27 protein-coding genes are annotated in these 26,483 nt (G+C 74.1%); 8 read left to right on the top strand and 19 right to left on the bottom strand.

Annotated features, from left to right (window positions below; translation table 11 throughout):
- Positions 1-25: 25 nt before the first annotated feature.
- Positions 26-1,276, bottom strand: a complete 1,251-nt coding sequence (locus ACIA8Q_RS19720; protein WP_360208774.1) for a methyltransferase — start codon at positions 1,274-1,276, stop codon at positions 26-28.
- Positions 1,277-1,360: 84 nt separating this feature from the next.
- Between ACIA8Q_RS19720 and ACIA8Q_RS19715 the strand changes: the two genes are divergently transcribed.
- Complete coding sequence (locus ACIA8Q_RS19715) at positions 1,361-1,786, top strand: VOC family protein (protein WP_360208771.1); 426 nt, start codon at positions 1,361-1,363, stop codon at positions 1,784-1,786.
- Complete coding sequence (locus ACIA8Q_RS19710) at positions 1,779-2,162, top strand: S4 domain-containing protein (RefSeq protein ID WP_360208768.1); 384 nt, start codon at positions 1,779-1,781, stop codon at positions 2,160-2,162. Before ACIA8Q_RS19715 ends, ACIA8Q_RS19710 begins: the two co-directional genes overlap by 8 nt.
- Before the next feature lie 7 nt (positions 2,163-2,169).
- Here the strand turns inward: ACIA8Q_RS19710 and ACIA8Q_RS19705 are convergent, their stop codons facing one another.
- Both ACIA8Q_RS19705 and ACIA8Q_RS19700 read right to left on the bottom strand, forming a co-directional pair.
- Positions 2,170-2,676 (bottom strand): FBP domain-containing protein, encoded by a 507-nt coding sequence (locus ACIA8Q_RS19705; protein ID WP_360208765.1) that lies wholly within the window; start codon positions 2,674-2,676, stop codon positions 2,170-2,172.
- A gap of 157 nt (positions 2,677-2,833) precedes the next feature.
- On the bottom strand, positions 2,834-3,718 hold the full coding sequence (locus tag ACIA8Q_RS19700) for an SAM-dependent methyltransferase (protein ID WP_360208762.1): 885 nt from the start codon (positions 3,716-3,718) through the stop codon (positions 2,834-2,836).
- A gap of 290 nt (positions 3,719-4,008) precedes the next feature.
- On the opposite strand from ACIA8Q_RS19700, the gene ACIA8Q_RS19695 reads away from it, so the two are divergent.
- The gene (locus tag ACIA8Q_RS19695; protein ID WP_360208759.1) at positions 4,009-4,905 is read left to right on the top strand and encodes a polysaccharide deacetylase family protein; all 897 of its coding nucleotides are present in this window, start codon (positions 4,009-4,011) and stop codon (positions 4,903-4,905) included.
- A gap of 27 nt (positions 4,906-4,932) precedes the next feature.
- Here ACIA8Q_RS19695 and ACIA8Q_RS19690 read toward each other — a convergent pair whose 3' ends face one another.
- Positions 4,933-5,751 (bottom strand): SDR family oxidoreductase, encoded by an 819-nt coding sequence (locus tag ACIA8Q_RS19690; RefSeq protein ID WP_360208757.1) that lies wholly within the window; start codon positions 5,749-5,751, stop codon positions 4,933-4,935.
- Positions 5,752-6,067: 316 nt separating this feature from the next.
- Here ACIA8Q_RS19690 and ACIA8Q_RS19685 point away from each other — a divergent pair, with 316 nt between their 5' ends.
- Complete coding sequence (locus ACIA8Q_RS19685) at positions 6,068-6,937, top strand: 3-hydroxybutyryl-CoA dehydrogenase (RefSeq protein WP_360208754.1); 870 nt, start codon at positions 6,068-6,070, stop codon at positions 6,935-6,937.
- Positions 6,938-7,006: 69 nt separating this feature from the next.
- Here ACIA8Q_RS19685 and ACIA8Q_RS19680 read toward each other — a convergent pair whose 3' ends face one another.
- The 11 genes from ACIA8Q_RS19680 to infC all read right to left on the bottom strand — a co-directional run bounded on the left by ACIA8Q_RS19680 (position 7,007) and on the right by infC (position 18,101).
- The gene (locus ACIA8Q_RS19680; RefSeq protein ID WP_360208751.1) at positions 7,007-7,846 is read right to left on the bottom strand and encodes a chitosanase; all 840 of its coding nucleotides are present in this window, start codon (positions 7,844-7,846) and stop codon (positions 7,007-7,009) included.
- 108 nt (positions 7,847-7,954) lie between these two features.
- Entirely contained in the window at positions 7,955-8,920 is a 966-nt protein-coding gene (locus tag ACIA8Q_RS19675; RefSeq protein ID WP_360208748.1) for an ABC transporter permease subunit, read from the bottom strand.
- Entirely contained in the window at positions 8,917-9,843 is a 927-nt protein-coding gene (locus ACIA8Q_RS19670; protein WP_360208745.1) for an ATP-binding cassette domain-containing protein, read from the bottom strand. Before ACIA8Q_RS19670 ends, ACIA8Q_RS19675 begins: the two co-directional genes overlap by 4 nt.
- Complete coding sequence (locus tag ACIA8Q_RS19665) at positions 9,843-10,280, bottom strand: GntR family transcriptional regulator (protein ID WP_396317496.1); 438 nt, start codon at positions 10,278-10,280, stop codon at positions 9,843-9,845. Before ACIA8Q_RS19665 ends, ACIA8Q_RS19670 begins: the two co-directional genes overlap by 1 nt.
- 173 nt (positions 10,281-10,453) lie before the next feature.
- Positions 10,454-12,955 (bottom strand): phenylalanine--tRNA ligase subunit beta, encoded by a 2,502-nt coding sequence (gene pheT / locus ACIA8Q_RS19660; protein WP_396317495.1) that lies wholly within the window; start codon positions 12,953-12,955, stop codon positions 10,454-10,456.
- On the bottom strand, positions 12,955-14,076 hold the full coding sequence (gene pheS / locus ACIA8Q_RS19655; RefSeq protein WP_360208737.1) for a phenylalanine--tRNA ligase subunit alpha: 1,122 nt from the start codon (positions 14,074-14,076) through the stop codon (positions 12,955-12,957). Before pheS ends, pheT begins: the two co-directional genes overlap by 1 nt.
- 222 nt (positions 14,077-14,298) lie before the next feature.
- Positions 14,299-15,402 (bottom strand): ATP-binding protein, encoded by a 1,104-nt coding sequence (locus tag ACIA8Q_RS19650; protein ID WP_360208735.1) that lies wholly within the window; start codon positions 15,400-15,402, stop codon positions 14,299-14,301.
- 145 nt (positions 15,403-15,547) lie between these two features.
- Positions 15,548-16,414, bottom strand: coding sequence for an RNA methyltransferase (locus ACIA8Q_RS19645; RefSeq protein ID WP_360208732.1), 867 nt, complete (start codon positions 16,412-16,414; stop codon positions 15,548-15,550).
- Positions 16,415-16,536: 122 nt separating this feature from the next.
- Positions 16,537-16,932 (bottom strand): 50S ribosomal protein L20, encoded by a 396-nt coding sequence (gene rplT / locus ACIA8Q_RS19640; protein ID WP_030055649.1) that lies wholly within the window; start codon positions 16,930-16,932, stop codon positions 16,537-16,539.
- Positions 16,933-17,041: 109 nt separating this feature from the next.
- Positions 17,042-17,236: a 50S ribosomal protein L35 gene (gene rpmI, locus ACIA8Q_RS19635; protein WP_360208729.1), complete on the bottom strand. Its 195-nt coding sequence runs from the start codon at positions 17,234-17,236 to the stop codon at positions 17,042-17,044.
- A 139-nt stretch (positions 17,237-17,375) separates the two neighbouring features.
- Positions 17,376-18,101 (bottom strand): translation initiation factor IF-3, encoded by a 726-nt coding sequence (infC, locus tag ACIA8Q_RS19630; RefSeq protein ID WP_360208938.1) that lies wholly within the window; start codon positions 18,099-18,101, stop codon positions 17,376-17,378.
- 491 nt (positions 18,102-18,592) lie between these two features.
- Between infC and ACIA8Q_RS19625 the strand changes: the two genes are divergently transcribed.
- Positions 18,593-18,970, top strand: coding sequence for a DUF1844 domain-containing protein (locus ACIA8Q_RS19625; protein ID WP_360208727.1), 378 nt, complete (start codon positions 18,593-18,595; stop codon positions 18,968-18,970).
- 77 nt (positions 18,971-19,047) lie between these two features.
- Here the strand turns inward: ACIA8Q_RS19625 and ACIA8Q_RS19620 are convergent, their stop codons facing one another.
- Positions 19,048-19,821, bottom strand: coding sequence for an SseB family protein (locus ACIA8Q_RS19620; protein ID WP_360208724.1), 774 nt, complete (start codon positions 19,819-19,821; stop codon positions 19,048-19,050).
- 91 nt (positions 19,822-19,912) lie between these two features.
- Between ACIA8Q_RS19620 and ACIA8Q_RS19615 the strand changes: the two genes are divergently transcribed.
- From ACIA8Q_RS19615 to ACIA8Q_RS19605, 3 genes are all read left to right on the top strand, one after another.
- Complete coding sequence (locus ACIA8Q_RS19615; protein ID WP_360208721.1) at positions 19,913-21,124, top strand: alanine racemase; 1,212 nt, start codon at positions 19,913-19,915, stop codon at positions 21,122-21,124.
- Between the two features lie 15 nt (positions 21,125-21,139).
- The gene (locus tag ACIA8Q_RS19610) at positions 21,140-21,598 is read left to right on the top strand and encodes a hypothetical protein (RefSeq protein WP_396317494.1); all 459 of its coding nucleotides are present in this window, start codon (positions 21,140-21,142) and stop codon (positions 21,596-21,598) included.
- 240 nt (positions 21,599-21,838) lie between these two features.
- Positions 21,839-22,762 carry a lytic polysaccharide monooxygenase gene (locus ACIA8Q_RS19605; RefSeq protein WP_387905841.1) on the top strand — a complete coding sequence of 308 codons (924 nt, stop codon included), beginning with the start codon at positions 21,839-21,841 and terminating at the stop codon, positions 22,760-22,762.
- A gap of 159 nt (positions 22,763-22,921) precedes the next feature.
- Here ACIA8Q_RS19605 and ACIA8Q_RS19600 read toward each other — a convergent pair whose 3' ends face one another.
- The 3 genes from ACIA8Q_RS19600 to ACIA8Q_RS19590 form a co-directional block, all read right to left on the bottom strand.
- Positions 22,922-24,106: a DUF2510 domain-containing protein gene (locus ACIA8Q_RS19600; protein WP_396317493.1), complete on the bottom strand. Its 1,185-nt coding sequence runs from the start codon at positions 24,104-24,106 to the stop codon at positions 22,922-22,924.
- Positions 24,107-24,214: 108 nt separating this feature from the next.
- Positions 24,215-25,003, bottom strand: coding sequence for a 3-oxoacyl-ACP reductase (locus tag ACIA8Q_RS19595; RefSeq protein ID WP_360208712.1), 789 nt, complete (start codon positions 25,001-25,003; stop codon positions 24,215-24,217).
- Positions 25,004-25,064: 61 nt separating this feature from the next.
- Complete coding sequence (locus ACIA8Q_RS19590; RefSeq protein ID WP_360208709.1) at positions 25,065-26,450, bottom strand: glutamine synthetase family protein; 1,386 nt, start codon at positions 26,448-26,450, stop codon at positions 25,065-25,067.
- Between the last annotated feature and the right edge of the window lie 33 nt (positions 26,451-26,483).

Genomic DNA, 26,483 nt, shown 5'->3' with positions numbered 1-26,483 from the left:
GGTGCCGAACCGGCCAGTGTGCGGACTACCGCTTGACGGCGCGCAGCACCACGAACTTGGGATTTCCGGCCACCACCCGGCAGTTGCCGAAGAGCCGGCGCAGCTTGACGTGGTACCCGAGGTGCCGGTTGCCCACCACCCACAGCTCGCCGCCCGGGCGCAGCGCCCGCCGGGCACCGGTGAACATCCGCCACGCGGTCGCGTCCGTGGTGGCCTGGTGGGAGTGGAACGGCGGGTTGTTCAGCACCAGGTCCACCGAACCCGGGGCGACCACGTCCGCCGCCAGCGCGTCGGCGGTGACGAACTCGGCCGGGGCGTCCGGGCCCAGGTTGGCGCGGAAGGTCTCCTCCGCCGAGGCCACCGCCTGGTACGACTCGTCGACGAACAGCAGCTCCGCGCCCGGCCCGGCCAGCGCCGCCGCCGTCCCCACCACGCCGTTGCCGCAGCCCAGGTCGACCACCCGGGCACCGGGCGCCGGGGTCGGCAGGTGGGCGAGGAGGAAGCGCGTCCCGATGTCCAGGCGCTCGGCGCAGAACGTCCCCGCGTGGTTGACCACCGTGCGCCCCGAGACCGGGCCGACGTCCGCGGGCAGCGCGTAGCGGTGCGGCCACGGATTGGGCCCCGGGTCGGGCACCGGACCCGGGGTGCAGAAGATCAGCCGGGCCTTGCGGACCGCCAGCGAGGTGCGGGTCGGGCCGAGGATCCGTTCGAAGAGCTGCAGGGTCGAGGTGTGGATCTCGGTGACCATGCCGGCGCCCACCACCACCGTGCCCGGGTGGACGGCCGGGGCGAGCCGGCGCAGCTGGTCCTCCAGCAGCGCCAGGCTCTTCGGCACCCGCACCAGCAGGACGTCGATCCGCTCCGGCGGGGCGTCCCGGGTGGTGAGCAGCCGGGCGGGGTCCACCGGGGCGCCGGCCCGGGCCAGGTTGGCCAGGGTGGCCTGCCGGCCCAGGTAGGAGTCGACGATCTGGACCGGGGCGTGGGCGGCCGGCGCGCCGTCCGGCCCGGCGGTGAGCGTGGCGGCCGGCCCGGCGGTCAGCGCGGTGGTCAGCGCGCCCCAGCGGTCGCCCAGCACCACCACGCGGCGCCCGGCCAGTTCCGTGGCCGCGCCGCGGGCGCTGTCCGCCTCGCCGGAGAGGTGGCGCAGCAGGTACTCGTCGGCGGCGTCCCAGGCCCGCAGCGTCTCGCGCGGGTCCTCGGGGAAGCGGGTGAGCGCGAGGGCCCCCCAGGGAGTGGTGAACAGGGGCGCGGGGGCGGGCGTGCTGAGGCGGTTCATCGTGCCCTCAGGCTAGCCGACCCGGCGGCGCGGGCCCGCCCGGCGGCCGATACTGGAAGGGCCCGACCGAGAGGGGTGAGGGCGATGGACTGGAAGCTCGAAGTCGTGGTGGTCCCCGTGTCGGACGTGGACCGCGCGAAGCTGTTCTACGAGGAGCAGGCCGGCTTCACGGTCGACCACGACACCCGGCTGCGCGACGGGGTCCGGGTGGTGCAGCTGACTCCCCCGGGTTCCGCGTGCTCGATCGTCGTGGGCAGCGGGATCATCGAGGCACCGCCGGGCTCCGTCAAGGGGCTCCAGCTGGTGGTGCGGGACATCGAGAAGGCGCACGCCGAGCTGGCCGCCCGGGGCGTCGAGGTCAGCCCCGTCCAGCACTTCGAGGCGGGCGCCCGGGTCGACGGGCACGGCGAGGCGTGGAACTCGTTCGTGTTCTTCAACGATCCGGACGGCAACGGCTGGGCGGTCCAGGAGTCGCCCCCGGCCGCTTCGGTAGGCTCCGGGGGTGGCTGAACACGAGGGACCCGAAGGAAGCGTGCGGGTGGACAGCTGGATCTGGTCGGTCCGGCTCGCGAAGACCCGCGCGCTGGCCGCCGCCGCCTGCCGGGCCGGGCACGTGCGGGTCAACGGCGAGCGGGCCAAGCCCGCGCAGGCCCTGCGCCCCGGCGACGAGGTGCGGGTCCGCGAGGAGGGCTACGAGCGGGTCGTCGTGGTCCGCAAACTGATCCGCAAGCGGGTCGGGGCCCCGGTGGCGGCGGAGTGCCTGGTCGACAACAGCCCGCCGCGCCCGCCCCGCGAGCTCCTCGCGTCGACCGGCGAGCGCGACCGCGGCGCCGGGCGGCCCACCAAGCGCGAGCGGCGCGACCTCGACCAGCTGCGCCGACGCTGAGGCCGCCCTACCCGGCGGTGCCGGTGAGCACCTTGGCGAGGAAGGCCTCCAGGTTGGTGACCGTCCGGGCGATCTGCCGCTCCAGCGGCAGCGACTCGTCGGGCCTGGTCACCAGCGTCGACCTCCTGAGCCCGCGCACGTACAGCGAGCAGGCGAGGTCGCCGCAGACGTAGGTGCCGACGGTGTTGCCCTCCCGTCCGGAGGCCCCGGCCCGCCGGGCGGCCAGCAGGGCGACGCCGGAGCCGGCGTGCGCGGTGATGCACAGCGAGCAGACGTTGCTCCTGGTCAGGCTGCGGCGGACGGTCGGCACGCGGAGCGTCACACCCACCCGCTCGCCCCGGTACGGCGCCACCAGGTACGCCCGGTCGGGGGCGCCCTGGTCCCGCCAGCCGAGGAAGTCCAGGTCCTCCCAGGGCAGTTCCGCCAGACCCCGGGGGAGGCTGAGCCGACTCGCCTCGCCCTTGGAGCAGTTGACGAAGGACGCGCGGATCTCGTTCTCGCTCAGCGGTTCCATGCCGCGGAAGCTAGCACCGCCCCGCCTCCGCCGTCGCGCCGTTTTCCCCCGGCCCGCACGGGAGCCTTGAGGGGTTGTCAGTGGCTGCGCCTAGCCTTCGGGGTGTGGAGGGCCGGTCCCGGCGTAGGAGGGAGGCGCCGGGGCCGGTCCGCCGCGGTCAGGGCTTGAGGGCGACGCCCGCGTAGGCGGAGACGTCCTGCCAGCCCTCGGGGAGGTCGGTGGTGGGGACGTGTCCGGCGGTGGGGCGCCAGAGCGGCAGCTGGACGAGGCCGGGGCCGACGAACTCGAAGTCGCCGAAGAAGGGTTCGACGCCGGCGCGGGGGCGCAGGACGAGCGGCGCACTGGCGCTCTTGTATATCCGGGCCCCCTCGGCGGCGCTCTCCCGGGAGGCGAAGTCGGGGCTGCCGTGGGAGAGGATCAGCGCGCTGCCGGGCGCGAGCGCGTCACGCAGGGTGCGCACGATCTGCTGCGCGCCCTCCTCGTCGCGGATGAAGTGCAGGACGGCGACCAGCATCAGCGCCACCGGCTGGTCCAGGTCGACGGCGCCGCGCAGGCCGGGGTGGTCCAGGATGGCGGCCGGGTCGCGCAGGTCGGCCTCGATCACGGAGGTGTGCCCGGTGGGGTGGCCGGCCAGCAGGGCGCGGGCGTGGGTGGCGACGATCGGGTCGTTGTCGACGTACACCACCCGGGCGTCCGGGGCGACCCTGCGGGCGGCCTCGCTGGTGGAGCCGACGGCGGGGATGCCGGTGCCGATGTCGAGGAACTGGCGGATGCCCCGGCCGGCGGCGAACTCGACCGCGCGGCCGAGGAACTGCCGGTTGGTGCGGGCCAGCAGCGGCAGTGCCGGGTAGGCGGCTATCGCGGCCTGGGCGGCCTTGCGGTCGGCCTCGAAGTTGTCCTTGCCGCCGAGGTAGTAGTCGTACATCCGGGCGGTGTGCGGGATGCCGGTGTCGAGCTCGCTCGGCGGCTGCCAGTCGTCCGCCCTGGCCCAGTGCCAGTCGGTGCCGGTGGTGCCGTCGACGGCCGCGGTCTCCTCGTACATGCTGTTCCGCCCCCCAATGCGTGCCACTGATGCGGCGCCCGCTGCCGGGCACCGGCACCGCGGCGGCGGCCGGCGGTCCTTCCGGTGCGACGGGTGTTCCCGCTCCCGGCCCGGCTACCGTCCCGTAACCCGCGGTGCGCCGTGATCGTATCCGACGACACGCCGTGGAAACAGCGGGAGTTCAGGTTTACGCACCACCCGGGGCACGGTGTGTGTGCACGTCAAGCAGGGTGTTCCGGACGCCCGCCCCGGATCGCTCCAGCTCGCCGCCCTCTCTATGCTGGCTGCCGATGACTGCCGACCGCCGCACCGTACTGCGCACCGCCGCCCGCCTGGCCGCCCTGACCGCCGCCGGCGGTCTCCTCACCGCGTGCGGCAGCGGCTCCCCGCGCCGGGCCGACCCCGGGACGCTCGCCGTCCACCCGGGCACCGTCGACCCGCAGCACACCACCGATCCGGCCTGGAACGGCGGCGAGGGCCCGGCCTCCGCCGAGCCGACCGCCCCGGCGGAGCCGCAGCCCACCGCGGCCGCCGCGGCCACGACCCAGCCGCCCGCCCCGCCGGTGCTGCCGCCGCTCGCGGCCGGCACCCCGGTCGAGGTGGTGAACGGCCCGCGCACCGGCAAGAACGTGGCGCTCACCTTCCACGGCGCCGGTGATCCGAAGCTCGCCACCGCCCTGCTGGAGGCCGCCGAGCAGCGCGGCGCCAAGGTGACCGTGATGGTGGTCGGCAGCTGGCTCGACCAGCAGCCGCAGATGGCCCGGCGGATCCTGGACGGCGGCCACGAGCTCGGCAACCACACCCAGAACCACCTGAACATCTCGGCGATGAACCCGGACCAGGCCCGCGCCGAGATCGCCCAGTGCGCGGACCGGCTGCAGCGGCTCACCGGCTCGATCGGCCGCTGGTTCCGGCCGTCCGCCGCGCAGTACGCCACCCAGATGGTGCGGGACCAGGCCAGGGCGGTCGGCTACGAGCACGTGCTCTCGTTCGACGTCGACCCGCGCGACTACAACGACCCGACCGCCGCCGAGCTGCAGCGCCGGGTGCTGGCCTCGGTGCGCGGCGGCTCGGTGGTGGCCCTGCACATGGGCCACCAGTGCACGGTGGACGCGCTGCCGGGCATCCTGGACGGCCTGGCCAAGGCGGGCCTGAAGCCGGTGACCGCCAGTCAGCTCTGCGCGTAGCGGCCCGGGGCCGGGACCGGGACCGGCTCAGCCCATCGGGTCGTCGTCCTTGTAGGGCCGCAGCCGCAGGGTCCGGGCGTCCGCCGCCCGGATCTCCTCGGCCCGGGCGACCAGCTCCTCCAGGTCGTCCCGTCCGGCGTGGACGAACCGGCCGTGCAGGGCGTCGAAGCGGCCGCGGGCGGCGTCCACGGTGACGGCGACGACGTACGGGATGGAGCCCCAGGCCTTCATGTCCCGGAACATCGGCATCGCGGCGGTCATGTCGGTGGCGACCGCGCCCGGGCTGATGTCGAGGACGACCACGCCGTGCCGGGCGAGCGAGTCCGCCATGTTGTCGGAGAGCTGCAGCAGCGCGCCCTTGGAGGTGGCGTAGGCGGTGTAGTGGCCGTCCGGGCGCAGCGCGAAGCCCGAGTTGAGGTTGACGACCCGGCCGGCGCCGCGGGACACCATGCCGGGCAGGACGCAGCGCAGCAGGTTGTAGGGGCCGCGCAGGTTGGTCTCGACCACCTGCCACCACTGGTTGGCGTCGGTCTCCCAGAGCGGCACCTCGGCGCGGTCGACCAGGCCGGCGTTGTTGACCAGCAGGTCGACCGGGCCGAGGTCGCGCTCGACGATCCGGACGGCCTCGCGGACGGAGCCGGGGCGGGTGACGTCGGCGCTGACGGCGACGCCCCGGGAGCCGTGCTGGACGCACTCCTTGAGGGTGTCGGTCAGCGTCCCGTGGGTGCGGCCGACCAGTCCGACGGCCATGCCCTCGGCGGCCAGGCCGATGGCGATCTCGCGGCCGATGCCCCGGCCGGCGCCGGTGACCAGGGCGACCTGTCCTGTGAGCGATCCCGTCGGCACCGCGTGCTCCCTTCCCGTCCCCGGCCCCCGTCTGCGGCATTCTGTCGGCCGTTCGGCGGACGGGGCCCCGGGCGCACGGGCGACGGGCGTGGCCTCACCCGTTCGGAGGACCCCCGACGAGGTCCCGGAGGGCCCCCGGGGGACCGCTCACCGGTGGCACCCGCCCGGGGAGGGGGTGACCTACTGGCCGGTACGGAGTAGTAACGTCGTCGGGGCGGTGACCGGTGCACCCATTCCGGTTCCCCGGCCCGCTACCCAGCACCTCGCTGGGCGACCAGACGCTGGGCGACCCCCAGCAGCACCGAAGGGCAACTGAGTGAGTGACATCGCGCGCGTCGGAGTGATCGGCTGCGGTCTGATGGGGTCGGGCATCGCCGAGGTGTTCGCCCGGGCCGGGCTGGACGTCCTGGTGGCGGAGGCCAGCGGCGAGGCACTGGAGTTCGGCCGCACCCGGCTGACCAACTCCCTGGAGACGGCGGTCAAGCGGGGCAAGCTGACCCCCGAGCAGCGGGACGAGGCGCTCTCCCGGCTGGGCTTCACCGTCGACCTGGCCGACTTCGCCGACCGCGACCTGGTGGTCGAGGCGGTCGCCGAGCGCGAGGACGTCAAGGTCAAGATCTTCCAGACCCTGGACCAGGTGGTGGAGCGCCGCGACGCGATCCTCGCCTCCAACACCTCCTCGATCCCGATCGTGAAGCTGGCCGCCGCCACCTCCCGCCCGGAGCAGGTCATCGGCCTGCACTTCTTCAACCCGGCGCCGGTGCAGAAGCTGGTCGAGGTCATCCCGACGCTCACCACCTCGGCGGCCACCACCGAGCGGGTCGAGGCCTTCGCCTCCCAGGTGCTCGGCAAGGACCCGATCCGCGCCCGCGACCGGGCCGGCTTCGTGGTCAACGCGCTGCTGGTGCCCTACCTGCTGTCCGCGGTGCGGATGTTCGAGTCGGGCGTGGCCACCGCCTCGGACATCGACAAGGGCATGGAGGCCGGCTGCGCCCACCCGATGGGCCCGCTTCGGCTGTGCGACCTGATCGGCCTGGACACCATCGTGTCGATCGCCGAGTCGATGTACGACGAGTACAAGGAGCCGCTGTACGCCGCTCCCCCGCTGCTGTCCCGGATGGTCGACGCGGGCCTGCTGGGCCGCAAGTCGGGCCGCGGCTTCTACGACTACACCGCGAGCGCCTGAGCACGGGCGCCCCGCACGCGGAGGGGCCCGGGGGCGGACGACCGCCCCCGGGCCCCTTCGGGCTCCGGGTCAGCTGTTGATGCTGTAGCTGTCGCCGTAGACCTTCCACTTCAGCGGCGGGTTGAGGTCGAAGTTCCTGGCGTTCAGGAACACCGTCTGCTCGGTGTCGACCCGGCTGGTGTCGGAGTGGGCCTCCTCCTTCTTCATGACCACCTTGCGGGCGTCGAGGAAGGCCTTGAGGTAGGTGGCCTCGTCGCCGCCCTGGGCGGGGGTCTTGGCCTTCTTCATGGCGGCCGCGCGGATGCCGCCGAAGCTGTCCGAGCTGTTGCCGGGGCCGTGCATGACGATGGCGTCGTAGTAGGCGAACTGGCCGAGCGCGCGCAGGCCGTCCGCCTTGGCCTGCTTGACGGCGGGGTTGAAGTACACCCGGTCGCGCTCGTCGTTCTGGGCCTGCTGGAAGACGGTGTCCTTGGCGGCGGCGGCCCAGTCCTTCTCGAAGGCCGCGCCCAGGCCGGCGTGGGAGTCGCTGCCGTTGACCTTCTTGAGGGCCGGCAGGTACTTGGCGAGGACGTTGCCGGGCTTGAGGTCGGTGTAGTGCTGGACGAGCTCGAGCATGTCGCCGGTGCCGGAACAGAACCCGATGATGCCGGCGGTGTAGCCGCGTCCGTCGCCGATGTCCTCGATGTACTTGTACTGGGCCTTCCAGTCCAGCGAGGAGTTCTCGGCGCTGGACACCAGCTGCATCGCGATGTCCTTCTTGTGCGGGTCGTCCAGGCCGACTCCCGCGAGCCGGACGGACGTCGCGGGTGCCGGCGCGGCCTGGGCGGAGGCGGCCGCGACCGTGGCGGGCACGGCCACCAGGGCGGCGGCGAGGGCTATGCGGAGGGCGCGGCGGGGCTGAGGGCGCATGTGAACGCTCCGTTTCCTCGGGGGGTTAGGAAACTTTCCTAACGTGACGGTAGCGCCCTCGACCCCCAGCCCCGCAAGGCCTTTGACGGAATCTCCTCAAAATCGGCCTCAGGCCGCGCGGCGGCGCACCCACCGGACCGTCACCGCGCACAGCACCACCGCCAGCAGCGCCGTCCAGCCGAACTCGATGAGCTGGAAGGGCCAGTAGCGGCCGTCCGGCTGGTAGGTCTCGTGCACGGCGTAGCCCCCGTCGGTCACCAGCTTCTGCGCGCCGTAGTAGTCGCCCGCCAGGTCGTAGAGCCGGCCGAGGTCCAGCCGGGCACCGCCCGGGTCGGTCGCCCAGACGGCGCCCTCCCAGCGGTGGTCGACCGAGCTCTGCGCCAGCGTGTGCACGGTGTCCTGCAGCGGCGGGAGGTAGTGGAACCGCAGGGACTCGGCGACCAGCGTGGTCACCACCGAGGCCACGACGCCGACCCCCACCGCCACCACCGTCCGCCGCAGCACCGCGCCCGCCAGCGCGGACAACGCGAACACCAGCAGCACCCGGCCCACCAGGGCGGGCGGGGCGCTCGCGAACACCAGTGGCGAGAACCGGCCCGACTCCGCCGCCAGCGGCGCGATCCACCAGCGGAGCACCGTGGCCAGCAGGGCCGTCGCGACGGCCAGGACACCGCCGGCGACGAGCAGCCCGCCGACCGTCCACCGGGTGCGCCCGGCCCCCTGGGTCCAGGCGAAGCGCACCGTGCCGTGCTCGAACTCCCGGGCCAGCAGCGGCGCCCCGACGAAGGCCCCGAGCGCGCCGCCGAGGAAGTAGGTGACGTTCCCGCCGAACGCCAGCTCGGCGCCGTACCCGCGCAGGAACTCCTTCCAGTGCTCGTTGCAGGCGCGCAGCGCCATGTCGCACCCGCCCGCGCCGGAGCGGTCGAGCCCCGCGTGCAGCCGGTACCCCGTGACGGCCAGCAGGGCGGCCAGGGCGGCCAGCACGAGCAGGAGCGTCCGCAGGGAAGGCCGGTGGCGCAGCCCGGCCGCCCGCAGCACGGCGGACCGGGACGGCGCGATGGTGGTCGAACTCACGGCAGCAGCACCTTCTCGTTGGGGCGGACGGCCCCGCGCGGGCCGGGGAGGGCGGAGGCGGTCGGCTCGCGCAGGTAGGCGAGGACCAGCTCCTCCAGGCCGACGCGCTGTTGACGCCACCCGCCGGACACCGGGGCGTCCACGCCGCCGGTGCGCACCAGCAGGTGCGACTGGGCTCCGGCCCGGCGGTCGCGGACCACCGGCAGCCGGGCGGCGACGCCGTCCGCCTCCCCGGTCGGGCCGGTCAGCATCCGGTGGCCGGCCAGCAGGTCGTCCACCTCGCCCGCCACCTGGACCCGGCCGCCGCCGAGCACCACCAGGTAGTCGCAGCTCTGCTCCAGCTCGTTGACGGCGTGCGAGGAGAACACCACGGACAGGCCGTCCTCGGCCACGGCGCTCAGCAGCGCGGCCATGAAGTCGTGCCGGGCCAGCGGGTCGAGCGCTGCCAACGGCTCGTCGAGAAGCAGGAGTTCGGGGCGCTTGGCGAGGGCCAGTGCGAGCGAGACCTGCGCCTGCTGGCCGCCGGAGAGCCGGCCGTACTTCCGGTCCGGCGGGATGCCGAGGTCCGCCAGGTGGGTCCGGGCCCGGGCGGCGTCCCAGCGGCGGTTGAGGTGGCCGCCCATCGCCAGCAGGTCGCGCACCCGCAGGCCCGGGTAGAGGGCGGCGTTCTGGGCGACGTAGCCGATCCGGTCCAGCGCCTCCGGGGAGCCCGGGGTCCGGCCGCCCAGGACGGTCAGCGCGCCCTCACTGGGCAGGCTCAGGCCGGCGGCGAGGCTCAGCAGGGTGGTCTTGCCCGCGCCGTTCGGACCGACCAGGGCCACCACGTGCCCGGCGGGGACGGCGAGGTGGCAGTCCCGCAGCGCCCAGGAGCGGCGGTAGCGCTTGCCGATCCCGCCGCAGTCGATCACGGTGTCCCCGGCCATCACGCGACCACCCCGTCGCGTCCCTCGCGCAGGTCGCGCAGCGCGTCCTCGAACACGGCGACCATCCCCCCCTCGTCCAGCCCGGCGGCGTGTGCCGAGCGCATCCAGTCGATCAACCCCGCGCGCAGCGCGGCCCGTTCGCGCAGCGGCACCACCCCGGCGGGCAGCCCGCGCACGAAGGTGCCCTGACCGCGGCGGCCGGCCGCCAGCCCGCGGTGCTCCAGCTCGCGGTACGCCTTGAGCACGGTGTTGGGGTTGATCGCCAGCCCCGCCACGACCTCGCGCACCCGGGGCAGCTGGTCCCCCTCCGTCAACCAGCCCATCCGCAGCGCCTGTTCGACCTGCTGGACCAGCTGCAGGTAGGTCGGGACGCCGGAGGCCGGGTCCAGACGGAACTCGATGGGAGAGGGCTGGTCACCCGTTTTATCTACTTCCATAGGGAAAGAGTTAAGCTGAGCCGGTGACGGTTCGTCAACCCGCCGGACGCCGGCCCGGAGCCCCGACCGAAACCCCGGCCCGAGCCCCCGGACGCGCGCCGGCCGCGCCGCGAACGCCGAAGGGCCCCGCGCGGACCGGTCGGTCCGGGCGGGGCCCTTCGGGGCCTGCGGGATCAGGCGCCGCGCAGCACCGCGCCGGTGCGGGCGACGGCCTCGGCGACGGCCGCCTCGCGGGCGGCGGTCGCCTCGTCGGCGGTCAGCGTGCGGTCCGCCGCGCGGAAGCGCAGCGCGTACGCCAGCGACTTCTTGCCCTCGCCGACCTGCTCGCCGGTGAAGACGTCGAACAGCCGGATGGCCTCCAGCAGTTCACCCGCGCCCGAACGCAGCGCGGCCTCGACCTCGGCGGCCGGGACGGCCGTGTCGACGATCAGGGCGACGTCCTGGGTGGCCACCGGGAACCCGGAGACGGCCGGCCCGTCGACCTTCACGGCACCGTCGGCGGTGAGCAGGTCGATGTCGACCTCCATCGCGCTGGTGCGGGCCGGCAGGCCCAGCGCCTTCACGACCCGCGGGTGCAGCTCGCCGGCGTGGCCGACCACCCGGTCGGTGCCCGAGACGACCAGCTCGGCGCAGCGGCCCGGGTGCCAGGGCGCCTGCTGCCCCTGGCGGACGGTCAGCTCGACGCCGGCCGCGCGGGCCACCGTGCGGGCCGCCTCGACGGCGTCCGCCCAGGAGGCGCCGGCGCCCTGGCCCCACCAGCCGGACGGCAGCCGCTCGCCCGCGAGGGCGGCGGCGACCCGGCGCGGCTGGTCCGGCAGCGCGGCGTCGAGCGCGGCCAGCTCCTCGTCGCTGGGCCGGCGCTCGACCGACGGCCGCGGGGCCACGGTCAGCTCGTCCTTCGGCAGGAAGACGGTACCGGTCTCGTAGATCGCCAGGTCGGTGTTGCCCCGGCCGACGTTGCGGCGCAGCGCGCCGAGCAGGCCCGGCAGCAGCGTGGTGCGCAGCGCCGGCTCCTCGTCGTTCAGCGGGTTGACCAGCTGGACGGTGCGCCGGCGACGGTCGTCCGGCTCCAGGCCGAGCGCATCGAAGGCGGCCGTGCCGAGGAACGGGTAGTTGTTGACCTCGACGTAGCCGGACCCGGCCAGCGCGACGCCGATCCGGCGGTGGGTGCGCTGGGCCTCGGTCAGGCCCTTGCCCGGCGGCACGTCGGGCATCCGGGCCGGGACGTTGTCGTAGCCCTCGAGCCGGATGACCTCCTCGGCGAGGTCGTACGGGTCGGTGAGGTCGGGGCGCCAGGTCGGCGGCGTGACCTCGAGGACGTCGGCGCCCGCGACCGAGCAGCCGATCTCCTGCAGGCGCCGGGTGACGGTCTCGCGGCCGTACTCGGTGCCGGCGACCCGGTCGGGCAGGTCGGCGGCGATGGTGATGGTGCGCACCGGGTGCGGGGCGGCGATGTCGGTGACCCCGGCCTCGGCGGTGCCGCCGGCGATCAGGACCAGCAGGTCGACGGCGCGCTGCGCGGCCGCGCGGGCGGCCTCCGGGTCGACGCCGCGCTCGAAGCGCTTGGACGCCTCGGAGGGCAGCTTGTGCCGCTTGGCCGAGCGGGCGATGGAGACCGGGTCGAAGTGCGCGGCCTCGATGATCACCTCGGTGGTGCCCGGCCCGGCGGCCGGGTCGAGGATCTCGGTGGAGGCGCCGCCCATGACACCGGCCAGGCCGATCGGGCCGCTGTTGTCGCAGATCAGCAGGTCTTCGGCGTCGAGCTTGCGGGTGACCCCGTCCAGGGTGGTGAGGGTCTCGCCCTGCTCCGCCCGGCGGACCGTGGTCGGGCCGTCGACGCGCTGCCGGTCGTAGGCGTGCAGCGGCTGGCCGACCTCCAGCATCACGTAGTTGGTGATGTCGACGGTCAGCGAGATCGGCCGGATGCCCGCCTTCTGCAGGCGGCGCTGCAGCCAGATCGGGGACGCCGCGTCCGGGTCGACGCCGACGACGGTGCGGGCCACGAAGCGGTCGCAGCCAGCCGGGTCGTTGACCTTGACCAGGTAGCCGAAGGAGTTGGCCGGCGGCACGTCGAGCAGCGCCGGGTCGGCCAGCGGCAGCCCGTACGCGGCGGCGGCCTCGCGGGCGACGCCGCGCATGGACAGGCAGTAGCCGCGGTCCGGGGTGACGGCGATGTCCAGCACCTCGTCGACGAGCTGGAGCAGCTCGATCGCGTCGGTGCCGGGCTCGAACTCCGGCGGCAGCACGATGATGCCGTTGTGGTCGTCGCCCATGCCGAGCTCGCGCGCGGAGCAGATCATGCCGGCCGAGGTCCGGCCGTAGGTCTGGCGGGCCGCGATCGGGAAGGGGCCGGGCAGCACGGCGCCCGGGAGGACCACGACGACCTTGTCGCCGACGGCGAAGTTGCTGGCGCCGCAGACGATCTCCTGCGGCGCGCCGGTGCCGTTGGCGTCGCCGACGTTGACGAAGCAGTGCCGGATCGGCTTCTTGAAGCCGGTCAGCTCCTCGATGGAGAGCACCTCGCCGACCACCAGCGGGCCCTTGAGGTCGCCGCCGAGCTGCTCGACGGTCTCGACCTCCAGGCCGGCCCGGACCAGGCGCTCGGCCACGTCACGGCCGGTCTCGCCGGCCGGCAGGTCGACGTACTCGCGCAGCCAGGAAAGCGGGACGCGCATCAGATCTCCATCCCGAACGGAAGGGTGAAGCGCACGTCACCCTCGACCATGTCGCGCATGTCGGCGACGTTGTGACGATTCATCAGGATCCGCTCCAGGCCCAGGCCGAAGGCGAACCCGCTGTAGCGGTCGGGGTCGACGCCGCAGGCGACCAGCACCCGCGGGTTGACGACGCCGCAGCCGCCGAGCTCGATCCAGCCCTCGGAGGAGCAGGTGCGGCACGGGCGGTCCGGGTTGCCGACGCTCTCGCCGCGGCACACGAAGCACTGCAGGTCGATCTCGGCGCTCGGCTCGGTGAACGGGAAGTACGAGGGGCGCCAGCGCAGCTCCAGGCCGCCGCCGATGAGCTTCTCGACGAGCACCTCGATGGTGCCCTTGAGGTCGGCGAAGGTGATGCCCTCGTCCACGGCGAGGCCCTCGACCTGGCGGAACACCGGGGTGTGGGTGGCGTCCAGCTCGTCGGTGCGGTACACCCGGCCGGGGCAGACCACGTAGACCGGGGGCTCGCGGTCCAGCAGGGTGCGGGCCTGGACCGGGGAGGTCTGGGTGCGCAGCACCACGCCGGAGTCGGCGGAGCCGTCCGGGGCCCGGACGAAGAAGGTGTCCTGCATCGAGCGGGCCGGGTGGTCCGGGCCCAGGTTGAGGGCGTCGAAGTTGAGCCACTCGGCCTCGACCTCGGGGCCCTCGGCGACCTGGTAGCCCATCGCGACGAAGGTGTCCTCGATGCGCTCGGCCAGCGTGGTCAGCGGGTGCCGGGCGCCGCGCGGGGCGCGGTCGTACGGCAGGGTGACGTCCACCGCCTCCTCGACCAGCACGCGGGCGTCACGCTCCGCCTCCAGCTCGGCCTGCCGCCGGGCGAGGGCCTGGTTGACGGCGCCGCGGGCCTGGCCGATCAGCTTGCCGGCGGCGGCCTTGGCGTGCGGGGGCAGGGCGCCGATCTCGCGGTTGGCGAGGGAGAGCGCGGAGCGGTCGCCGGTGTGGGCGACCTTGGCCTGCTTCAGCTCGTCGAGCGTGCTGGCGGCGGCGAAGGCGGCGACGGCCTCGTCCCGCGCCTGCTCCACCACCTCGGGCTTGAGGGCCTCGACCTCGACCGGGTCGTACGACTTGTTGGGTGCCGACATCTCTATCTTTCCCGTGCTCCTGCTCGTCCGTGCTCAGGTAAGGGTGCGCGCCGTGGCGGCACGCCCGGCGGGGCCGGGGCACGGGCAGGCCGTCTCCGTTCACCGGAGGGGCTCACGGGAGGGTGTCCGCGGCTCAGCCGCGCAGGGCGTGGCGCAAACGCCAAAGGTCGAGTGTAGTCGCAGCGCGTAGCGCGACCGCCGCGCTGCCCGTCCGGAGCGGGCCTACAGCATGAAGTCGGGGATCCCTGCGGGCAGGATGAAACGGAACCGGGCGCCGCCGCCGGGGGCGCGGTCGACCCGGATGGAGCCGCCGTGGGCCTCCACGATGCCCTTGACGATGTAGAGGCCGAGGCCGGTGCCGCCGCGCTTGGAGCCGCGCCAGAAGCGGGTGAAGACCCGCGGCACGGCCTCCTCGGGGATGCCGCCGCCCTCGTCGCTGACGGTCACCGCGGTGCCCTCGACGACGCGCGGAGGGGTGCCGGAGCGCTCCCAGGCCGGCGCCTCGACGACCTCCTTGGCGGGGGCGACCTCGATCGTGACGGTCCCCTCGCCGTGCCGGACCGCGTTCTCCAGCAGGTTGGCCAGCACCTGGTCGACCTTGTCTGGGTCGGCCCACAGGACGGTCAGCGGCTCGCCGATCCGGACGTCGAAGCGCTCCTCGGGGATGCCGGTGGCGACCTTGCGCTCGACGTGCCGGCGCACCGCGGCGGCCAGGTCGACGACCTGCTTGCGCAGCTCCAGCCGCCCGGCGTCGATCCGGGAGATGTCCAGCAGCTCGGCGATCAGCCGGGTGACCCGGTCGGCGTCGGCGTCGACGGTCTCCAGCATCAGCCGCTTCTGCCCGTCGGTGAACCGCTCCCACTTGGCCAGCAGGGTCGCCGTGAAGCCCTTGACGCTGGTCAGCGGCGAGCGCAGCTCGTGGGCGACGGTGGCGATCAGCTCGGCGTGGCTGCGCTCGGTGCGGCGCCGGGCCTCGGTGCCGCGCAGCGCGATCACCAGGCGCTCCGGCGGCGCCAGCGGCACGGGCCGGACGTAGCGGGCGGAGACCAGCACCTCCCGGCCGCCGGGCAGCAGCAGGTTGCGCTCGGGCTGGCCGGTGCGGATGGCCAGGCCGCCGTACGGGTCGGTCAGCTGCCACCAGCGGCGGCCGTCGAGGTCCTCCAGCGGGAGGACGTCATCGAGCGGCCGGCCGAGCGCGGCCCGCGGGAGCACGCCGGTCAGCCGGGCCGCGGCCCGGTTGAAGCGGACCACCAGGCCCGTCGCGTCGGCGACCACCAGGCCGTCCGGCAGGTCGTCCGGGTCGAGCTCTGGCCCGCTGCCGACCATGGGTGTCCTCCCCGATTACCCACCGTGCCGTTCCCCCCACAGAGGCAGACCCTAGCGCCTCGCAGCCCCCGGCAGTAGGGCCTGCAACGGGGTGATCCGGGCGCGTCGCGGGGCGTGTCCGGCGGACGGCGCCCCGGCGCGCGGGTCAGACGTTCGCGCGGCAGCCCCCGGGCGATCGCTGCGCCCGGGCCGAGGCGTACAGGCAGACGGCCGCGGCGGTGGCCAGGTTGAGGCTCTCGGCGTGCCCGTGGATCGGCACCCGGACCACCTCGTCGGCGAGCGCGCGGGTCTCCTCCGGGAGCCCCCACGCCTCGTTGCCGAAGACCCACGCGCCGGGCGCGCCCAGGGTGCCCTCGTCGAGCTCCTGGTCGAGGTCGCGCTCCCCCGCACCGTCCGCGGCGAGCACCCGGACGCCGGCCGCCCGCAGCTGCGCGACGGCCTCCTCGATCGGCACGCCGACGGCCACCGGCAGGTGGAACAGGCTGCCGACGGAGGCCCGGACGGCCTTGGGGTTGTAGAGGTCCACGGAGGCGTCGGTGAGCACCACGGCGTCCGCGCCGGCCGCGTCGGCGGTGCGCAGCACGGTGCCCGCGTTGCCGGGGTCGCGGACGTGGGCGAGCACGGCGACCAGCTTCGGGCGGGCCCTGAGCACCTCGGCGAACGGCGTGTCGATGAAGCGGCAGAGCGCCACGATGCCCTGCGGGGTCACCGTGTCGCAGATGTCGGCGATCACCTCGTCGGTGGCGGTCAGCACCGGCAGCCCCTCGGCCAGGGCCTCCTCGACGATGCCGGCGTGCCGCTCGGCGGCCTCCGGGGTCACGTACACCTCGACCACGGCGTGGTCGGCCGAGTCCGGCAGCCGGCCGAAGGCCACGGCCTCCCGGACGGCCTGCGGGCCCTCGGCCAGGAACCGGCGCTCCTTGGTGCGCTGGTTCCGCTTGGCGAGCCGGCGGGCGGCGACGACGCGCGGCGAGCGCAGGGAGGTGAGCAGGGGGGTCTCGGTGCTCGGCATGGTCTCGTTCTCTGTGACGGGTGACGCTGAGGGTCCGCGCCGGGCGAACGCGGCGGGGAATGCAGAACCGGACCCGCAGGAGTGCCTGCGGGTCCGGTCGGAGCTCAACTGATCCGGGGAGATCAGGCGGCGTCGGCGGCGGCCTTGGGGGCGTTCACGTCGGCCGGCAGCGCCTTCTGGGCCACCTCGACCAGGGAGGCGAACGCACCCGGGTCGTTGACGGCCAGGTCGGCCAGCATCTTGCGGTCGATCTCGACGCTGGCGGCCTTCAGGCCCTGCACGAAGCGGTTGTAGGTGATGCCGTTGGCACGGGCCGCAGCGTTGATGCGCTGGATCCACAGCTGACGGAAGTCGCCCTTGCGCTTCTTGCGGTCGTTGAAGTTGTAGACCAGCGAGTGGGTGACCTGCTCCTTGGCCTTGCGGTACAGGCGCGAGCGCTGGCCCCGGTAGCCGCTGGCGCGCTCCAGGATGACCCGGCGCTTCTTGTGGGCGTTCACTGCCCGCTTGACGCGTGCCACTTGATTACTCCTTGGGTAGGACCACGGACTACTTCACGTGGTCCGTCATTCGAATGGGTCGGGAAGGATCAGCTGCCCCGCTCACGGCTCGCGCCGGGCGGGAGGGCGATCACTTGCCGAGAAGCTTCTTGATCTTCTTGGCGTCAGCGGGGGCCATCTCGATCGTCCCGGCCAGCTTGCGGGTCAGCGTCGAGGGCTTGCGCTCCAGGAGGTGGCGGCGGCCGGCGCGCTCGCGCAGCACCTTGCCAGAGCCACTGATCTTGAAGCGCTTGCTGGCGCCACTGTGCGTCTTCTGCTTCGGCATTTCGCCGTATCTCCTCGTCGGTCCCGTTCACGCCCGCGCGGCCTGCACCACGCGGGCGTGAACTGGATGGATCTGCGTGACCGGGCGGGACGCCCCGTCACCCTGGGGGCCGACCCCCGGACTGCCTGGGCCCTGGGGCTCAGGCGCCCTGGGGGGCGGCCGGCTGCTCGACCGGAGCGTCGGCCTCGGCGGCCGGCGCCTCGGCCGGGGCGTCCTGCGCCTCGGTCACGGCCTCGTCGGCCGCCGCCACGTCGTCCTCGTCCGCGGGGGCGGCGTCGGAGCCGACGGTGCGGCCCTGACGCTCGGCCTTGCGGGCGTCGGCGAGGGCGCGGGCCTCGGCCATGGCCTCGGTCTTCTTCTTGTGCGGGCCGAGAACCATGATCATGTTTCGGCCGTCCTGCTTCGGCGACGACTCCACGAAGCCCAGCTCCTGGACGTCGTCGGCGAGCCGCTGCAGCAGACGGAAGCCCAGCTCGGGGCGGGACTGCTCACGACCACGGAACATGATCGTGATCTTGACCTTGTCGCCCTGCTTGAGGAACCGGACGACGTGACCCTTCTTGGTGTCATAGTCGTGCGGGTCGATCTTCGGCCGGAGCTTCATCTCCTTGATGACCGTGTGCGCCTGGTTCTTGCGCGCCTCACGGGCCTTCATGGCCGACTCGTACTTGAACTTGCCGTAGTCCATGAGCTTGCACACCGGCGGCCGGGCGGTCGCCGCGACCTCGACCAGGTCGAGGTCGTACTCCTGCGCGAGCTCCAGCGCCTTCGCAAGCGGCACGATGCCGACCTGCTCGCCGCTGGGACCGACGAGTCGCACCTCCGGAACGCGAATCCGGTCGTTGATGCGGGGCTCGGTGCTGATGGGGCCTCCTCGGTTGCACCTTCTGCGATGCGGCCGTCGGACGGCGGTCGCACGTAGTGGACTCGACCACTGGGCGGGGCTTCATTCGTGCTGCGCTGCCCGGTACCTTCGGCACCGTGTGCACCGCGACACGAAAAAAGCCCCGCTCGGTACAAGCGGGGCTCCACACAACCGGGGGCGGCGCCCTGGTGAGGAGCGCTGCGGCGACTCGGCGCCGTGGCGCCCGTCGCGGACCGGGACCCGTCGACCGCGAGGCCGATCAGGTGGGAGACTTTCGCGGTTGCCCTCTCGGGCCTCCTGAGTGGAGCCTCCACTTGCTGGCCAGGCACCCCTGAGGGATCCCGGCCGGTCAGTCTCGAAGCATACAGCGCTGCGGAGTCGAACGCTATTCCGCCCCGCCGCACCGCCCGCCGCACTGCCCGCCGGGGCGCGATCCGGGCCCTTGTACGCTCCAGGGGTACGGACAAACGCCACGACGGAACGAGCCCCCCTTGAGCACCGAGCCCACCCAGACCCCCGGCGCGGACGACGACGCGATCGGCTTCGACGACCTCACCCGGGACATCGCCGAGGTCCCGGCCGTCGAGGTGATCACCACCGTCGCCGTGCACCTGATGAGCGCCGCGGCGGTCAAGTGCGGCCTGGCCGAGGGCGGCGAGAAGGACAAGGACCTCGACGAGGCGCGCAAGCTGATCACCGCCCTGGCCGGGCTGGTCACCGCCGGCGCCCCGGAGATCAGCAACTTCCACGCGGCCCCGCTGCGGGACGGCCTGCGCTCGCTGCAGCTGGCCTTCCGCGAGGCCTCGCTCGTCCCGGACGCGCCGGGCGCCGGCCCGGGCGAGAAGTTCACCGGGCCCGTCTACTCCTGACGCCGCCGGCCGAGGACCCGCCCGCTCACCCGAGCGGGCGGGTCCTCGCCGTTCCGTCCACGAGGGCGCGGGGTGCGCTACCGCCGGTACAGCGGCTCGCCGGGCAGCTGCGCCGTCGCCGGCAGCACCGCCAGGTCGAGGCCTCGGTCGAGCCGCACCCGCAGCAGCGGGTCCCCGGCCACCGCCCGGCCGACGCGCTGCGCGGCCGCCTGCACGCCCGCCTGGTCCAGCGCCGCGTCGAGGACCACCGCGAGCACCCCGTCCGAGCCCTCGGAGGCCGCCAGCAGCCCGGTGACCACCTGCGGCTCGGCCGCCAGCAGCGCCCGCACCGCCTCGCGCACCTCGGGGTCGCGCACCGGCGGCAGGTAGGGGCGGTTCTCCGCCAGCGCCCGGAGCCGGGCCCCCTCCAGCCGGTAGGGGACCGGGCCGGCCGGGTCGACCAGCAGGGTGTCGGCGCGCTCGGAGAAGGCCACCATCGCCGCCTGCGGGGCCGCCACCGGCGCCGGCCGGGCGTCGGCCCGCCAGCGGGCCATCGTCTCCAGCGAGGTGAAGGCCGGCAGCGCGCGGCGGCCGTCGGGCGCCTCCAGCACCGGGACGGCCATGTCGCTGCTCTTGTCGTGCTTGTGCCCGTGCTCGTCGACCTCGACCTCGCCGAGCAGGGCGACGATCGGGACCATCAGCCGGGTGGGGGTCAGCGCCGCCAGCACCGCGGGCTCCGCCGCGCGGTCCTGCGACCAGCGGGCCAGCGCGTCGGCGAGGGCCGGGTCGGCGGTGCCGTCGTCCTCGCCGAAGCCGGGGTTCGGGATGCTCTTGCCGACGAACGCCGGGTTGGAGAAGTCTTTGCGGTCCACCCGTCCGAGCCTATGCCACCGCACCCGGGCGGTCCCATTTCCCTGCACGCGGGGCCTACCCACCGGTAGCGCGGTGTGGCACCCTGCGCCCATGGTCATCCTCGATGCCCCCGCCCCGGTCTCCGACCGCCTCCGGTACGACCGGGCCACCGCACACCTGGACGGGCCGGTGGCCGTCGTCGACCTCGCGGCCTTCGACGCCAACGCCGCCGACCTGGTGCGCCGGGCCGCCGGCAAGCCGGTCCGGGTCGCCAGCAAGTCGGTGCGCTGCCGGGCCCTGCTGGACCGGGTACTGGCCCTCGACGGCTTCGCCGGGGTGATGAGCTTCACCCTCGACGAGTCGCTCTGGCTGGCCCGCACCGGCGTGCGCGACGTCCTGCTCGCCTACCCCTCCGCCGACCGGTCCGGCTACGCCGAACTCACCGCCGACCCGGAGCTCGCCCGCGAGGTCACCGTCGTCCTCGACGACCCCGCCCAGCTGGACCTGATCGACAAGGCCCGCGGCGGCGACGCCGAGGTGCGGGTCTGCCTGGAGCTGGACACCGCGCTCCACCTGCTCGGCGGCCGCGTGCGGGTCGGCGCCCGGCGCTCCCCGCTGCGCACCCCCGAGGACCTCGGCGCCTTCGCCGAACTCGTCCAGCAGCGCCGGGGTTTCCGGGTGGTCGGCCTGATGGCGTACGAGGGGCACGTCGCCGGGGTGGGCGACCGCCTGCCGGGGCGCCCGGTGCGCTCCCGGCTGATCCGGCTGATGCAGGACCGCTCCCGCGCCGAACTCGCCGAACGGCGCGCGGCGGTGGTGCGGCGGCTGCGGCGGGTGGCCGAGCTGGAGTTCGTCAACGGCGGCGGCACCGGCAGCGTGGAGTCCACGGTGGCCGAGCGCGCCGTCACCGAGGTGGCCGCCGGCTCCGGGCTCTACCAGCCCCGGCTGTTCGACAACTACCGCTCCTTCCGGGGCCGTCCGGCCGCGCTGTTCGGCCAGCCCGTGGTGCGCCGGCCCGGGGTCGGCGTGGTGACGGTGCTCGGCGGCGGCTACCCGGCGTCCGGCGCGGCCGGCCAGGACCGCTCCCCGGAGCCGTACCTGCCGCACGGGCTGCGCTACGACCCGATGGAGGGCGCCGGCGAGGTGCAGACCCCGCTGCTCGGCGCGGCCGCCGACGACCTGCTGATCGGCGACCGGGTGTGGTTCCGGCACGCCAAGGCGGGCGAGCTGTGCGAGCGCTTCGCGGAGCTGCACCTGATCGAGGGGGACCGGGTCGTGCGGACCGTCCCCACCTACCGGGGCGAGGGGAAGGCCTTTCTCTGACCGCGCGTCAGTTCCGTGCTCTACCGTGGTGGCGACACCGCGGGCAGCGACGAGGGGAGCGGCATGGACGCCGAGATCACGGAGATTGCGACGAGGGGTGCGACCGCGCTGGCGGGCCTCATGGTCACCTCGGCCTGGGACCGGGTCAGGCCGAGGGTCGCCGCGATGTTCGGCCGCCGGGCCGAGTCGGTCTCCGAGGCGCTGGAGGAGACCCGGGCCGACCTGGTCGCGGCGCAGGAGGGGGACGGCGAGGCCGCCGCCCGGAGCGCGCAGGGCGAGTGGGAGCCGAAGCTGCGCCGGCTGCTGGCCGACGATCCGGCCATGGTCGCCGAACTCCGCGCGATCCTTGACGAGTTCAGCCCGGCGCCGGCGCCGGAGCCCGGCGCGACGTACATCACCAACACGATCAGCGGGGGCTCGACCTTCAACGAGAGCGTCATCCAGGCCGGCATCATCCACAAGCTGGAGCGCTGACCTTTCCGCAGTCTTAAGCGGGCCCGATGGATCGCCTAACCCGGGTGATCCGTCGGGCCTTTGCACTGCTCCAGGCCGTACTGTCCGTCAGAAAGCGTGACACGCAGGGCTATTGCCAGCTGGTCCAGACCAATCATACGCTCTGGCCGGGGGCCGCCGTCCGGGCCGGCGCCCCCGAACGGGCAGGCGTGTCCGCTCCCCCACACCCGCCCGGAACGACGGTCAAGGAGTCCCCACCCCATGTCCATCAAGCGAAGCGCCCTGTCCGTGGGCGTGGTCGGCGCCGCGGTCCTCTCGGTGGCCGTGTCCACCGCCGGCACCGCCAGCGCCCACGGCACCATGACCAACCCGGTCAGCCGGATCGCGGCCTGCTACGCGGAAGGCCCCGAGCACCCCGTCTCCCAGGTCTGCAAGGACCTCGTCGCCGCCAGCGGCACCCAGCCGCTGTACGACTGGAACGAGGTCAACATCGCCAACGCCGCCGGCAACCACCAGGCACTGATCCCGGACGGCAAGCTCTGCTCGGCCAACCGCGACAAGTACAAGGCCCTCGACTGGCCGCGCACCGACTGGCCGGCCACCCCGGTCAAGGCCGGCGCCTTCACCTTCCAGTTCCGCACCACCGCGCCGCACCTCGGCACCCAGACCGTCTACATCACCAAGCCGGGCTACGACGCCACCAAGCCGCTGAAGTGGTCGGACCTCGACCCGACCCCGGTCGCCCAGGTGCAGGTCACCCGCACCGCCACCGACGGCTACTACAGCTACGCCGGCACCCTGCCGCAGCGCACCGGCCGCCAGCTGCTCTACACGGTGTGGCAGCGCAGCGACAGTCCGGAGGCGTTCTACAGCTGCTCCGACGTCGACTTCGGCGCCACCGCCGCGGCCGGCACCCAGGCCGTGTCGGCGCTCGCCGCGCAGGCCCCGGCCGCGCCCAGCGACGCCCAGATCGCGGCCGACGCGCCCCGGTCCACGGTCGCCCACCACGGCCACGGCGGGGACCCGAACTCCCCCGCGGGCGCGGTGATCCCGACCGCCTCGGCGGCCGTCGGCACCTCGGCCACCGGTCCGCTGCTGCTGGCCGGCGCCGCCGCGATCGGCGTCGGCTGGGCCGGCATGGTGCTCCGGCGCCGTCGCGTCGAGGCTGTTCGACGCGACTCCTGACGCCGGACACGGAGCCGGACCGGCCAATCCCCCGTCCGGTCCGGTTCCGTCATGCGGCACCGCCCTGCGGAGCGCCGCCCGCCCGGCCCGCGGAACGACCACGGCGGCCCGCCCGGAGCACTCTCCGGGCGGGCCGCCGCCGGGTGAGGAGCGGGTGGCTCAGGTGGTGGTGCCCCCGGTGCCGCCCGGGCCCCCGGCCCCGCCGGAACCGGGCATCCCGGGGATGCCGCCGCCGGGCGGGGAGGGCAGCTTGCCCTGGTAGTCCGCGATGCCGCTGACGATGGTGTCCATCACGCCCGGGTCCGGCGCCTTGTCGGCGATGTCGAAGCCGAAGTGCACGGAGATGAGCGCCTTGCCGTCGGCGGACGGGAACACGACGGTCTGCACGTAGCCGTTGTTGCCCTTGGGCGCGTCCACCTTCCAGCGGACCAGGTAGCCGTCCCGGCCGCTGACCTTCACGGCCTCGGACTTCAGCTCCTGGTGGCCGGTGATGTCGCCGTACGCGTCCTTGGCGGCCTTCTCGATGTCGGTCTTGGCCGCCGCCTGGGCGTCCGTGCCGCCGCCGGCGATCCGGCCGGTGGTGACCCCGCCGAGGGAGCAGGAGCCGGTACCGCCGTCGCAGTCGTACGTGCCGATGATGATCGAGGCGTAGCCGTCGGGGGTGTTGCCGGCCTGCCAGCCGGCGGGCACCGGCAGGCTGAGCCGGTTCACCACGTCGACCGCGTTCCCGGCTCCGGGCCTGGTCCGGCCGTTGCCGTTCCCCTGGCCGCCGTTCCCCTGGCCGCCGCTGCCGTTGTTGCCGTTGTTCCCGCCGCCGTTGCCGCCACTGCCGTCGTTGCTGCCGCCGCCGTTGTCACCGCGCCCGTTGCCGCCGAGGCCGGGCAGGCCGCCCCAGGGGCCGTTCTCGCCGTACGGCGCGGCCGGGCGGGCGCTGCGGTGCGGGCGGTCACCGGTGTGGCCGTCCATCGCCAGGTAGGTGATCCCCGAGCCGGCGCCCAGGCCCAGCAGCGCCGCGACGGCCGTCGCGATCACCAGCCGGGAGGGGCGGCGGCGGGCCTTGCGGGGCAGCGGCACGGCGGTGCCGTACGCGGCGCCGAAGGGCGGCGGTTCCGGGTAACGGACGGTCGGCCCGCTGTCCAGCACCTCGCCCTCCAGCACCGTGGGCTCCTCGGCGGCCTCCGGCCCCGGAGCCCCGGCGGCCGGGGCGTCCGGCTCCGGGGCGTCCGAGGGTGCGGGCCGGGTGCTGGCCGTCCAGCCCCTGCCGTCCCACCAGCGCTGCGGTCTCGGGTCGCCGCCGGTGTCCTTCGGGTCCGGGTACCACCCGGCGGGAATCTGCTCGCTCACGACATCGAATCTAAAGGCACGCGGATAAACGCGAAATCAGCGATGCAGGGAATTCCGGCGGTTTTCGATGAGATTACGGTGAGAAGCGGCCCGGCCTCCGCGCCGCGACTACACCGGCGTGACGTACGCCCCCGAGATCCCGCCGTCGACCAGGAACTCGCCCGCCGTCATGAACGACGAGTCGTCACTCGCGAGGAAGGCCACCGCGGCGGCGATCTCCTCCGCCCGGGCGAACCGGCCGAGCGGGATGTGCACCAGCCGGCGGGCGGCCCGTTCCGGGTCCTTCGCGAACAGCTCCCGGAGCAGCGGGGTGTCCACCGGCCCCGGCGACAGCGCGTTCACCCGGATCCCCTCCCGCGCGAACTGCACGCCTAGCTCCCGGGACATCGCCAGCACCCCGCCCTTGGAGGCGGTGTACGAGATCTGCGAGGTCGCCGCCCCCATCCGCGCCACGAAGCTGGCCGTGTTGATGATCGAGCCCCGCCCGTGCCGGCGCATGTACGGCAGCACCGCCCGGCAGCACAGGTACACCGAGGTCAGGTTGACCTCCTGCACCCTCCGCCAGGCGTCCAGGCCGGTGGTCAGGATCGAGTCGTCCTCGGGCGGCGAGACGCCCGCGTTGTTGAAGGCGACGTCGACGCTCCCGTACGTCTCGTACGCCTCGTCGAACAGCGCCTCCACCATGGACGGGTCGGTGACGTCGGTGTGCACGAACAGGCCGCCGACCTCCGCGGCCGCCGCCCGGCCGGACTCCTCGTCCAGGTCGGCGCAGACCACCTTCGCGCCCTCGGAGGCGAGCCGGCGGGCGGCCGCCAGGCCGATCCCGCTGCCCGCCCCGGTGATCACGGCGGTCCGGCCGACCAGCCGGCGGCACACCGCGGCGTGCTTCTCGGTCATCGGGCTTCCCACTCCTCGCTCTGGATGACGACGTCCCCGGCCGGGCGCGCGCCGGCCCGCCTCACAGGCGCTCGAAGGACCGGTAGCGCTCCCAGTCGGTGACGGAGCCGTCGTACGCGCTCTGCTCGACCCTGGCCATGTTCAGGTAGTGGTCGACCACGTCGTCCCCGAAGGCCGTCCGGGCCAGTTCGCTCTGCGCCCACAACCGGGCCGCCTCGCGCAGCGAACCGGGCACCCGGGCGTACTCCTCCACCGCGTAGGCGTTGCCCAGGCACGGCGCCGGCAGCTCCAGCTTCCGCTGCAGCCCGTCCAGGCCCGCCGCGATCATCCCCGCCACCGCCAGGTACGGGTTGACGTCGCCGCCCGGCACCCGGTTCTCCATCCGCAGGCCCGGGCCGTGGCCCACCACCCGGTACGCGCAGGTCCGGTTGTCCCGGCCCCAGGCCACCGCCGTCGGCGCGAACGAGCCCGGCCGGTACCGCTTGTAGGAGTTGATGTTCGGCGCGTACAGCAGGCTGAACTCGCGCAGCGCCGTCAACTGGCCGGCCAGGAAGTGCCGCATGGTGTCGGTCATCCGGCCGTCTCGGTCCGCGAAGGCCGGCGCGCCGACCGCGTCGCGCAGCGACAGGTGGATGTGGCAGCTGTTGCCCTCGCGCTCGTCGTACTTGGCCATGAAGGTGAGCGCGCAACCCTGCTGCGCCGCGATCTCCTTGGCGCCGGTCTTGTAGACGCTGTGCTGGTCGCAGGTGGTCAGCGCGTCCGCGTAGCGGAAGGCGATCTCGTGCTGGCCGAGGTTGCACTCGCCCTTCGCCGACTCCACCACCAGGCCCGCGCCGGCCATCTCGGTGCGGATCCGGGACAGCAGCGGCTCGACCCGGGCCGTCCCCAGCATCGAGTAGTCCACGTTGTAGAGGTTCGCGGGCGTCAGGCCGCGGTAGCCGCCGAGCCAGGCCTGCTCGTAGGTGTCCCGGAACACCAGGAACTCCAACTCGGTGCCGATGTCGGCCGCCAGCCCGTACTCGGCCAGCCGCGCGATCTGGCGGCGCAGCATCTGGCGCGGGGCCGCGTCCACCGCGTGGCCGCCGTGCCGGGCCAGGTCGGCGGTGACCTGCGCGGTGCCCGGCTGCCAGGGGGTCAGCCGCAGGGTGGCGAGGTCGGGGCGCATCGCGAAGTCGCCGTAGCCGGTGGCCCAGGAGGAGAAGGCGTAGCCGTCCACGGTGTTCAGGTCCACGTCCACGGCCAGCAGGTAGTCGCAGGCCTCGGCGCCGTGCTCCACGACCTCGTCCAGGAAGAAGCGGGCGGCGAACCGTTTGCCCTGCAGCCGGCCCTGCATGTCGGTGAAGGCGAGCGCGACGGTGTGCACCTCGCCCGTGTCCACCAGCGTGCGCAGTTCGTCCAGGGTCAGCGGCGGACGGGCCGGAGCGCCCGCGGCGCCGTTCTCGGACATGACGGAACCCTCCTCCTCGATCACGCTTCGAGA

The sequence above is a fragment of the Kitasatospora sp. NPDC051705 genome (assembly GCF_044453265.1).
In the GTDB taxonomy this organism is placed as follows: domain Bacteria; phylum Actinomycetota; class Actinomycetes; order Streptomycetales; family Streptomycetaceae; genus Kitasatospora.
This window is presented reverse-complemented; position numbering and strand designations above follow the sequence as displayed.